General features: G+C 40.3%; 9 protein-coding genes and 1 pseudogene. 3 read left to right on the top strand and 7 right to left on the bottom strand.

Features of this window, described 5'->3' with window-relative positions; all coding sequences use genetic code 11:
* Window positions 1-212: 212 nt before the first annotated feature.
* On the bottom strand, window positions 213-623 hold the full coding sequence (locus ACWF5P_RS23310) for a hypothetical protein (protein WP_260357756.1): 411 nt from the start codon (window positions 621-623) through the stop codon (window positions 213-215).
* A gap of 236 nt (window positions 624-859) precedes the next feature.
* The gene (locus ACWF5P_RS23305) at window positions 860-1,762 is read right to left on the bottom strand and encodes an AEC family transporter (RefSeq protein ID WP_101225417.1); all 903 of its coding nucleotides are present in this window, start codon (window positions 1,760-1,762) and stop codon (window positions 860-862) included.
* Window positions 1,763-2,020: 258 nt separating this feature from the next.
* On the opposite strand from ACWF5P_RS23305, the gene ACWF5P_RS23300 reads away from it, so the two are divergent.
* The 3 genes and pseudogenes from ACWF5P_RS23300 to ACWF5P_RS23290 all read left to right on the top strand — a co-directional run bounded on the left by ACWF5P_RS23300 (window position 2,021) and on the right by ACWF5P_RS23290 (window position 5,464).
* Entirely contained in the window at window positions 2,021-2,473 is a 453-nt protein-coding gene (locus ACWF5P_RS23300) for a nucleoside deaminase (RefSeq protein WP_101225484.1), read from the top strand.
* A gap of 31 nt (window positions 2,474-2,504) precedes the next feature.
* Window positions 2,505-4,256: pseudogene (gene ade / locus ACWF5P_RS23295) on the top strand (adenine deaminase).
* A gap of 149 nt (window positions 4,257-4,405) precedes the next feature.
* Window positions 4,406-5,464, top strand: coding sequence for a lactonase family protein (locus tag ACWF5P_RS23290; RefSeq protein WP_402937192.1), 1,059 nt, complete (start codon window positions 4,406-4,408; stop codon window positions 5,462-5,464).
* 59 nt (window positions 5,465-5,523) lie between these two features.
* Here the strand turns inward: ACWF5P_RS23290 and ACWF5P_RS23285 are convergent, their stop codons facing one another.
* The 5 genes from ACWF5P_RS23285 to ACWF5P_RS23265 all read right to left on the bottom strand — a co-directional run bounded on the left by ACWF5P_RS23285 (window position 5,524) and on the right by ACWF5P_RS23265 (window position 10,929).
* Window positions 5,524-6,321, bottom strand: coding sequence for an endonuclease I family protein (locus ACWF5P_RS23285; protein WP_452445351.1), 798 nt, complete (start codon window positions 6,319-6,321; stop codon window positions 5,524-5,526).
* Window positions 6,322-6,415: 94 nt separating this feature from the next.
* On the bottom strand, window positions 6,416-7,030 hold the full coding sequence (locus ACWF5P_RS23280; protein ID WP_101225421.1) for an NUDIX hydrolase: 615 nt from the start codon (window positions 7,028-7,030) through the stop codon (window positions 6,416-6,418).
* A gap of 285 nt (window positions 7,031-7,315) precedes the next feature.
* Entirely contained in the window at window positions 7,316-8,656 is a 1,341-nt protein-coding gene (locus ACWF5P_RS23275; protein ID WP_452445350.1) for an aminotransferase, read from the bottom strand.
* A gap of 71 nt (window positions 8,657-8,727) precedes the next feature.
* Window positions 8,728-10,185, bottom strand: coding sequence for a CoA-acylating methylmalonate-semialdehyde dehydrogenase (locus tag ACWF5P_RS23270; protein WP_452445349.1), 1,458 nt, complete (start codon window positions 10,183-10,185; stop codon window positions 8,728-8,730).
* Between the two features lie 195 nt (window positions 10,186-10,380).
* Window positions 10,381-10,929, bottom strand: coding sequence for a GNAT family N-acetyltransferase (locus ACWF5P_RS23265; protein WP_434167030.1), 549 nt, complete (start codon window positions 10,927-10,929; stop codon window positions 10,381-10,383).
* Window positions 10,930-10,942: the final 13 nt, after the last annotated feature.

The raw sequence follows: 10,942 nt of genomic DNA, 5'->3' as shown, positions 1-10,942 counted from the left end.
GATATATAATATTTCTTAAAATTACCATATAAACTTTAAATTGTTAAAAATGATATTATATTTCATGATATTATTGCTATATTTCATAAAACTGATAAATTTAAACTGATATCCCATAAAAAAATTCCCTCTTTTTGTAAAAATGCATTTATTTCCCGAAGGCTTAATACGCTCTTAAAAATACAAAAAGACAGCTATCGCTGTCTTTTTCATCATTCCTTTATCGCGTCTTCAAATGGCGCTGAATATAAACCCCTTGGCGCCAGCATATCCGTATCCGATTCACGGATTTCCCCTCCGTGAGTATATGGACCTACCGGAAAAAAATCAAACAAATCACTTTCCTTATGTATGATCAAGAAATAATCGTATAAATCATCCATAAGTTCCTGATGTTCATCTATTTTCACGATTTCGCCATATTCATCAATTTCAAAGTTTTCATTTATCGCATCCTGAAGTTCCTCATTATTTGAATACGCGATATAAAAATCGACATCACCGCACTCCATGCATAGCAAGAGTTTTTCTTCCAGTGACTCTTCATAGGTTTTCAGAACGATTCCCTTTAAAATGGCATCAATCTTTCCAGTATTAGTCAGTTCAATTTTAGTCTGGAACATAAAACCCCTCCAATCAAATACAGGCATTAAAAAAAGTAAACACCAGTTTAACAAGCTTGCCCTTTAATTTTAAATGAAAATGTTTTGGACACCTAAATTCAAGTCCACAAGTCGTTCACTAACCGCGAGGTCAAAGGTAATTCATATAATCTTTCCGGATCCCTCTTTTAATTAGCCAGGATTCTTCCGCTTCTTGTATATAATAAGTTTGCCCACATAATTAGAATGATAATCTCCTATAATACAAAGAAAAAGATGATTGGAAGCGTAATCAGGCTTAATGATGTACTTATGAACGTAGCACTTGATACGAATTCAGGCTCCGTATTGAATTGGAGCGCATACATCGTAGTGTTGGCCGCCGTTGGCATTGCAGCTACGATGATCATGATATGCCTGACCATATCACCCACTGGCAAGGCAAGAGATAGCAGGAAGGCAATGGCCGGTGACACGGCAAGTTTAAGGAGCAGCGAAACTGATAGCTTCCGATAGGCTATTTTTTTCAGCGAAATGTTGGCCAGCTGCATTCCCAGTGTAATCATTATTGTGGGAATCGCTGCATTTGCAACAAGGTTAATAGCTTCCATAACCGAATTGCTTAAAGGTACGTTAACGAACTGAAATACTGTACCGGCAATGGCTCCATAAACAATTGGCATTCGACATACTGCTTTAATCGCCGTTTGAACTCCGTTACCTTCCGGGCTGCCCTTTGCTGCGAAATAAATGCCGATCGTGCACATCACTAACTGCTGTCCCACCATAAGGATGATTGCATAATCGAGTCCTGCGGCTCCGAATAACAGGAAAATGACGGGTGTTCCGTAATTTCCGTTATTCATGAATGCAGATGCCAATATCATGCCGCTTGTCTCAGTGACTGTATAATTGCGAAAATAAGATATGATGTAGACTACCAGTATAAGAGAAAGACAAAGTACTATCGTGAATAAGAACAGGTAGAAATAATTAATCGTAAATTCTGCGGAATAAAAAGTCCGGAACACAAGAAAAGGTGACATTAAATATAATGCCATCGTGGAAATCGATTTTGTATCAAGTTTGAACTTTTTCTGACCGATGAACCCTAAAACAAAAATACCGAATATCGGTAAAAGAACTCCCAAAAACCCCATGCACTTCACCTTCATAATCTTAATGATTTTCTTTTAACAATATCAGTTTTATTATTATTTGTAAAAATTCTTTTAAACCATTTTGATTGCACATCATATATTCTAACACAAACTGACTTTTCTCTATTTTCAGAAAACAATATTCCATTTCCCCATGCATATGGTATATTGTTTATTATATTTACGTTAATAAACGTAACATCAGTACTTTAGGTTATAAATATATATGAAGGGGTGTTTTTAGTGGATGTAAAATTCATGGAGATGGCTGTTCAGCTTGCATATGAAAATGTATTGGCGAAGAACGGAGGACCTTTCGGTGCTATAATCGTAAAAGATGGCAAAGTCGTAGGCAGAGGATGTAATAATGTGACAACAGCCAACGATCCTACTGCTCACGCCGAAGTACAGGCGATTCGTGATGCATGCAGGAATCTCGACAGCTTCCAGCTTACAGATTGTGAAATATACACTAGCTGCGAACCTTGCCCCATGTGCATCGGTGCTATTTATTGGGCACGTCCAAAAGCCATTTATTACGCATGCACTAAAGAAGACGCTGCAATTATCGGCTTTGATGATCACTTTATATACAAAGAACTTGCCCTGCCAATGGAAAATCGCACGATTGAAATGAAACAATTGTCTTTTAATGACCATGATTTACCATTCCGCACATGGGAAACCAATACGGAAAAAGTGAAATATTAACCGGATATATTTTGCCAAAGGGGTTACGAATATGAAAAAAAAATTGCTTAAAAGGAGAATTGACGTTGCAGCAGGAAGAACACCAGCAGATTGCGTCATTAAAAACGGGCAAATCATTGATGTTTTCAATGGGGATATCTATACAGGCGACATTGCGATAGTCGATGGTTACTTTGCTGGAATTGGGCATTATGATGGTATTTCACAAATCGATGCTGCAGGAAAATTCGTATGCCCTTCCTTCATTGATGGCCATGTTCATATAGAATCATCGATGGTCAGGCCATATGAACTTGCAAAAATCCTCCTTTTACATGGTGTGACCTGCATCGTTGCAGACCCTCATGAAATTGCCAATGTTTCTGGCAAAAAGGGCATGGAATATATGATTGAACAATCCGCTCAACTTCCTTTTGACTTTTACTTCATGATGCCGTCTTGTGTACCTGCTACGGAGTTTGAACATTCTGGTGCTGTCTTAAGAAGTGAAGATTTAATTTCCTTTTATCAAAACCCGAGAGTGCTTGGTTTAGCCGAAGTCATGAATTTCCCTGCCGTTTCACATACGGAGGAGGATATGCTGCAAAAAATATATGATGCAAATAGACTAGGCAAAAGCATCGATGGCCATGCAGCCGGATTATCCGGACAACAGCTCGATGTTTATATGAGTGCAGGCATAAAAACGGATCATGAATGCACTACTGCGGAAGAGGCAAAAGAAAGACTGCGTAAAGGTATGTATCTTATGATCAGGGAAGGAACGGTTGCCAAAGACTTAATAAACCTGATTCCAGTTATTAACGAGAAGAACTCCCGCCGTTGTTTATTCGTCACCGATGACCGGCACCTAGATGATATTGTATATGAGGGAAGTATCGATCACAACGTTCGACTTTCCATAGATACAGGTGTCCCGCCAATTACCGCCATACAATTGGCGACCATTAATGCAGCAGAATGCTTTGGTTTAAAGGAACATGGTGCAATATCACCTGGATACAAGGCAGACTTCCTTCTATTGGATGATCTTGATTCCATCACCATCCACTCGGTTTTTAAAGATGGAAAGCTTATCGTTCAAAATAATCATTTACTTAACTTTCCAGATGATAGGAAACAGGTTATTGATGACGGGTTGACGCACTCCGTTCATTTTCATGAAATAACCGAAGATGATTTGGCGATACCTTTTAAAAATGAGTTCGCTAATATTATTGAGATAACTCCAAACAGCTTGATTACAAAGCATTCGATTGAACCGGTCACACTTAATCATGATGGACTATTCCATTTCTCCGAACATGTTGATCATTTAAAACTTGCTGTTATTGAAAGGCATCATCTGACCAAACAATTAGGTCTTGGAATCGTCAAAGGGCTCGGGTTGAAATCAGGTGCAATTGCCACTACAGTAGCCCATGATTCACATAATTTGATCATTGCCGGAACGAATGATCAGGATATGCTGCTGGCAGCAAAGGAAATCAAAAAAATGCAGGGTGGATTGACCGTAATCCAAAATGGGGAAATACTCGCTTCCCTTCCCCTGCCAATAGCTGGATTGATGAGTTAATGTGATTATATGGATGTGGTCCATTCATTGAATAAAATCGATGAGGCCCTATTGAAACTCGGTGCTAACAGGCATTTCAACCCTTTTCTTACACTTGCCTTCTTGGCGTTACCTGTCATCCCTGAAATCAAACTGACGGATCAGGGTTTATTTTCCGTTTCTGAGTTTAGGCATATTCCTATCGAAGCCTCAAAGCCAGTCGATTAAATTTGACCCCCTAGTCGGGGTTTTTTTCTTCGCACCCAAAAACCTCCAAAATAAAAAGGTTCCAAATCAACAGAATACGGGAAAAGGATATAAGGTATCATCTATGTTAAAATAAAAATAAACACAAATCTTTCTTGGAGGAGATAAATATGGTAAAACATGACCAACAGAACATTATTGGATACATAGGCACTTACACAAAAGGAAACAGCAAAGGTGTTTACCGATTTACTTTAGATACAGCAGAAGGAAAACTCAGCACACCGGTTCTTGCAGCAGAATTGACCGATCCGACTTATGTCGCCATCAGCCAGGACAAAAAGAATCTCTACGCCATTTTAAAAGAATCGGGCAGTGGAGGTGTTTCAGCCTATTCGATTAATGAAGATTCAGGTGAGCTTACCTTCTTGGGGAAACAACTGACACCAAACGGTTCTTCCTGCCATATTAGTGTTGACAGCAAGAAACAGGTCTTGGTCACTTCCAGTTATGGTGAAGGCGTGATTGAATCATATCCGCTTCATGACGATGCGACCCCTTTGCCTGTATCATCAACTGTTCAACATAAAGGTCAAGGACCGAATGAAGAACGTCAGGAAAAAGCACACACTCACTTTGCTGGTTTCACACCAGATGAAAGGTTCATTGCTGTAGTCGACCTCGGGATAGATAAAGTGATAACCTATAAAATACATAGTGGGATTTTGGAAGAAGTAAACAGCTTATCTGTTGCTCCCGGCAGCGGACCACGGCATCTGACCTTCCACCCAAACGGAAAATTTGCGTATGTTATGGCAGAATTGGTACCAGAAGTCATTGTTTTGAGCTTCGATAGTCAAACTGGAAGTTTTTCTGAATTACAAACGGTTCGGACCGTCCCGGAAGATTTCAAAGAAAATAACCAAGGAAGTGCCATTCATATTTCTGATGACGGGCAATTCATATATGCTGCAAACCGCGGACATGACAGTATTGCCGTTTTCCAAATCAATCAAGAAACAGGCAAACTGGCATTCGTGGAACTTGTTTCTACCGAAGGTCACTGGCCACGTGATTTTTCATTGGATCCTAGCGGAAAATTCCTGATCGCTTCTAATGAACAATCAGGAAACCTGACACTATATGCACGGAATGAGCATGACGGAAAATTAACATTATTGCAAAAGGATGTTCAAGTTCCCTTCCCTGTTTGCGTAAAATTCTTATAATCTTAAAAAAAGGATTGAAGCTTGTACTACAGCTTCAATCCTCTTTTTTATATTCTTCTTTAATTCCATTTCTCCGCCATTTCGGGAAAATCTATATATGGGTTACGATTACCCTGCATTTCATGTATAGCCTGGTTTCTATGTTTTTCATAAGTGCTGACTGGAAAAAGCTGATGCCATTCCAAAAGCAGTGCCAGGTCGATTTTGCTGCTATCGATGATTCCCTCATATCTGAGTAAAAAATACAAAGTTGCCCTCGCCACGATTCCTTTTCCGTATTCAGGCTCGAATTTACTTTCGTCTGATTTTCCGCAACCCGCTTTTATACCGGCAGCCGATCTCTCAGGGATATAATCCTCAAAATCATGGTATGGATAGTTACTCCGGCTGCTATTACACGTTGGTTCACAAGCGAACAGATGATGCAAATCCCCCCTCATCGGTTCTTTTTTATCGAACCATGATTGAGGTACTACATGTTCACAATTAACGAGAATGTTCTCCGAATTTATTGATTCAATACCTTTTGACAACACTTCCAGTATACGGATATCTTCCTCAATCACTTGTACAGGATCCATCCCTTTACCGGAATACAGACTTTTCAGCTGGCCATTTTCCTGTAAGTCCACCCATGGGTAAACATGACGATGTGGTGAGTAGTTCAGCTGGTTTTTATGGGTTGCCACAAGTAGGTCCTTCAATCCTTCCCGGTCCAAGGAACCATCTTTGTAGTATGCTAGCTTAAGTTCCTGATCTTTGGTTTCATCATAGTATTCGCGGTTTTCATTGAAGTTGACTAGTGCAGCCATTGCCATTTCCCGTTCTTTTTCAAGTACTTCAAAACTATACTTCATCCACTCATCCCCCCGCTTCTATTAAAAACCTAACATTTACCATAATTAAAGCTTAATAGAAAAAGACTGAAAAAAAAAGGTGCTTTAGAAGTGTCTAACGAAGAATTTCAATAAAATGGGTAAGGATTTTCGCCGTCATTCCCCAGATTACCCGACCATTATATAAGTAAAAATATTCTTCCATCTGTTTCGGCTGCCATTTATAATTCTCCCCGCCAACGACTAAATCATGGGGGAAGTTTTCATGCGGTTCCACTTTATATTCCACATGGTAAATTTCTGGCGGTTTTTCCATGAAAAAGGATAGCGGGACCGTAAAAATGGTTTCTACCTCAGCTGGATTAGGTATTATCCGTTGATGGTTACGAACAAACCCTGCATAAGGATAGACGATCATCCCAAATGGAGATACCAAATAATCGATAGGAAAGACATTATCGATATCTTCTTTTCTCAAATTAAGTTCCTCATATGTTTCCCTTAGAGCCGCCGCCTGTTCATCATGGTCCAGCTTGTCTATTTTTCCGCCGGGAAAACATATATCCCCTGGCTGCCTCCTCAGTTTGTGTGAACGTTCCTCGAAAAGAACATGAATTCCATCTTCTTTCTCTAGAAGCGGTACCAATACAGCATACTTTGAAAAATTCCCACTCCCTAAAATTTCAGGGATATGTAATGTTAGTTTTTTTGTTATATCTTCATTATTCATGTCCCTCACCTCTTCTGACGGTTAATATTGAGTTTCTACCACTCCTTATCATTCCATTTTCGAACATCTGCTATAACTAAGCAAGGAAAACGATTCCAAAATATTGCCTATAATTTCTACTAGATTCCTTTTCCTCTTATTCTTCCTTGATCATAGACAAAAGCACCGTTCAAAGTTCTAAAACGGTGCTAAAACTAAACGCATCAGTCTCATTTAAAAAGCATGTTTGTCTATCAACAGTACACGCGTAAACTTAATTGAATATTCAGGTTTTTCTATTTATTTTCATAGTTCAGCTAGCGTTCGCTTTACCGTCGTTATGATGAATGAAAAATCCTCTTCAGTTATACTAAGTGGGGGAGCAAGAGTCAGGACATTATTGAAACCCGCTACAGTATCACCATTTTTACCTATGATCAGCCCCTTTTCTTTACATGATGCAATCACTTTATTGATTTTGGAAAGTTCGATCGGTTGTTTTGTCAGTTTATCTTCCACTAGTTCAATCCCTACCAACAAACCTTTCCCTCGCACATCCCCAACATTGGGATGAGTTTTAATTTCTTCAAACTCTTGCAGAAAACGTAACCCTAACTCCTTAGACCGTTCTATAAGTTTTTCATTTTCATATATTTCAATATTCTTCAAAGCGACGGCACATGCAGCCGGATTGCCGCCAAATGTATTTACATGCCGAAAGCGGTCATATACATCTGAGCCAATATACGCTTCATAAATTTCACGTTTGACGGCTGTAGCGGATAATGGCAGATAAGCGCTCGTGATTCCTTTAGCCATTGTTACGATGTCTGGTTTTACATCATAGTTCATAAATCCGAATCTCTTACCAGTACGGCCAAACCCGCAAATGACCTCATCCGAAATGAGAAGGACACCATTTTTCTCACAAATTTCTTTGACACGTTTCATATAACCATCAGGTGGCATTAAAATTCCGCCCCCAGTGATGATTGGTTCCATGATGACCGCAGCAACCGTTTCGCTCAGCTCCCATGTAATGGTACGTTCAATTTCCGCTGCACTTTTTTCACCGCTTTCATCCTCTGGATTTCTGTAAGAATCCGGCGGTGCTACATGAAGAAATCCTGGGGCCAGCGGTTCATATTTGTATTTTCGCTGCGCCTGCCCGGTCGCTGACAGGGCACCCATTGAATTGCCATGATAGCCGCGATAACGCGAAATGAATTTATAGCGTCCATGTTCACCTTTTTGCTGATGATACTGCCGCGCAATTTTAAAGGCAGTCTCATTTGCTTCTGAACCGCTGTTAGAGAAGAAAATCACATAATCCCCACCAAGCCATTCATTTAATTTCTCTGCTAGCTTAATAGCCGGAATGTGGCTATTCGTTAAAGGGGCATAAGGAAGTTCCTTCAGTTGCTCGTAAGCGGCTTCAGCCAGTTCCGTGCGGCCATAACCAACGTTGACACACCATAAACCTGACATCCCATCCAGGAATCGATTCCCATCAACATCCGTAATCCATGCTCCTTGCCCTTTTTTTATCACCATTGCCCCAGGGGTGGGTTCAGCCCCTTTCATATGATGCCACACATATTTACCATCCATCGCTTTAAGATCCTGACCCTGCTTTTCAACCTGCATAAGCTACACTCCTCCTAAAAAGATGTATAAAGGAAGGCCGACCACAATTTGAGCCGACCCCCTTTTTCCTATCAGTATCTTGCCGTTAACATTTTCTTTCTAGTGTAAAATTCCACTCCGTCTTTCCCATTGGCATGAAGGTCTCCATAAAAGGAACTTTTATAGCCAGAAAATGGAAAGAATGCCATTGGCGCGGGTACCCCAAGATTAATGCCAAGCATCCCTGCATCAATTTCTTCGCGAAATTCCCTGATGGCTTTTGCACTATCAGTATAGAGGCAGGCACCATTGGCAAATTCTGATTGATTGGTCAATTCGATTGCTTCTTCAAGTGTATTGACCCGTACTATGGATAAGACAGGAGCAAAAATTTCATCACTCCATATTTTCATGTTTGTTTTTACATGATCAAATAATGTCGGTCCAACGTAATAGCCATTTTCCTGATCGCCTTCATTCCTGCCATCACGAAGGAGGACAGCTCCTTCTTTCTCCCCGATTTCAATATATTGTTCTGTTCTCTTTTTATGAGTATCACGAATCACAGGCCCCAAGAAAACGTCCTTATCCATTCCATTTCCTATCTTGATGTCATCCGCTGCAGCCTTTAATCTCTCAACGAGCGTATCTCCCACTTCTCCCACCGCAACAACCACTGACGCAGCCATGCAGCGCTCGCCTGCAGATCCGAAAGCGGCATTCGTAATGTTCGTTACCGCATTATCCAAATCCGCATCAGGCATGACGATTGAATGATTTTTCGCTCCTGATAAAGCCTGGACACGTTTTTTATTGGCAGCTGCCGTTTTGTATACATACTCTGCGACAGGCTGGGATCCAACAAATGATACCGCTTTAATGTCTTCATGTTCCAATATCCCATTCACGACATCGTGGGCACCATGGACAATATTGACAACTCCATCCGGAACACCTGCTTCTGTCAATAATTCCACAAGACGGTTGGCCAATAGCGGTGTCCGTTCTGAAGGTTTTAAGATAAACGTATTTCCACAAGCTATTGCCAGCGGGAACATCCAACATGGTACCATCATCGGGAAATTAAACGGCGTAATCCCTGCAACGACACCCATTGGATAACGATACATGCCAGATTCAATACCTGGAGAAATATCAGGAAGCTGGCTGCCCATCATCAAGGTAGGCGCACCTGCTGCGAATTCCACGCATTCAATCCCCCGCTGAACCTCACCATATGCTTCTGTATAGCTTTTTCCATTTTCGATTGTGACCAGCTTTGCAAGCTCATCCCAGTGTTCTATCAATAATTGCTGATAACGGAATAAGAAGCGGGCTCTTTTTGGAACGGCGATCTTTTTCCATTCTTTATACGCCTTTTTAGCAACCTGCACCGCTTGGTTTACATCTTCCTTTGTTGAAAGGGGAACGATCGCCAAAGCTTCTCCTGTTGCCGGATTAGGCACTTGTTCATGTTTCGATGTTGTGGAATCCACCCATTTGCCACCGATATAATTTTTCAACGTTTTTACTTCATTTATTACTGCCATTAAAGAAACCCTCCATTTCAACACGATTTTATAGTTTCATTATATTTTTCAAACGGACTTTTTACATTAGACGTTTTGTATAGTTTTTGATTCAATATTTGCACATATTGTTTGTTTTTGATTTTCCAATATTTATAATTTCAAAACCGATGTATTTTTCCTTATTTCTTCTTTAATCAGCAGACTCCAAAGCCATCATTTTATAATGGAATATAGCTTTAAGTCTTGATGCTTACCCTTTACAAACATTCCTTTTCTAATGATTCCCTCAATAGACATACCAGCCTTTTGCATGACGCGTTCTGAACCCATATTTTCAACGAAGCACCTTGCTTGTATACGAACTAGGTTCATATTTTCAAAGCCAAAGGCGATTATCTTTTGCGCTGCCTCCGTCATCAAGCCATTCCCCCAATATTCGGGTGCAAGCACATACCCGATTTCTGCACTATGATGATCAACCTGCCATGAAACAAAATCAATAGTACCAATCAACTTACCACTTTCCTTGTGTTCTATGCCCCATGGAGCGATTTTCTTATCCTCATAATTTTGCAGGATAAACCTGATAAAATCTTTTGTATCACATAGGGAACGATGAGCTTCCCATGTGACGTAACGGGAAACTTCACTGTTGGATGCATAAGCGAACATGTCTCCGGCATCATTCATGGTGACTTTCCTCATGACCAAACGTTTTGATTCTATAATAGGCAGCTGTCCATATATGTCTTTCACGTTCATGAATACACCCCAT

The organism is Peribacillus sp. NPDC055009 (genome assembly GCF_053608705.1).
This window is presented reverse-complemented; position numbering and strand designations above follow the sequence as displayed.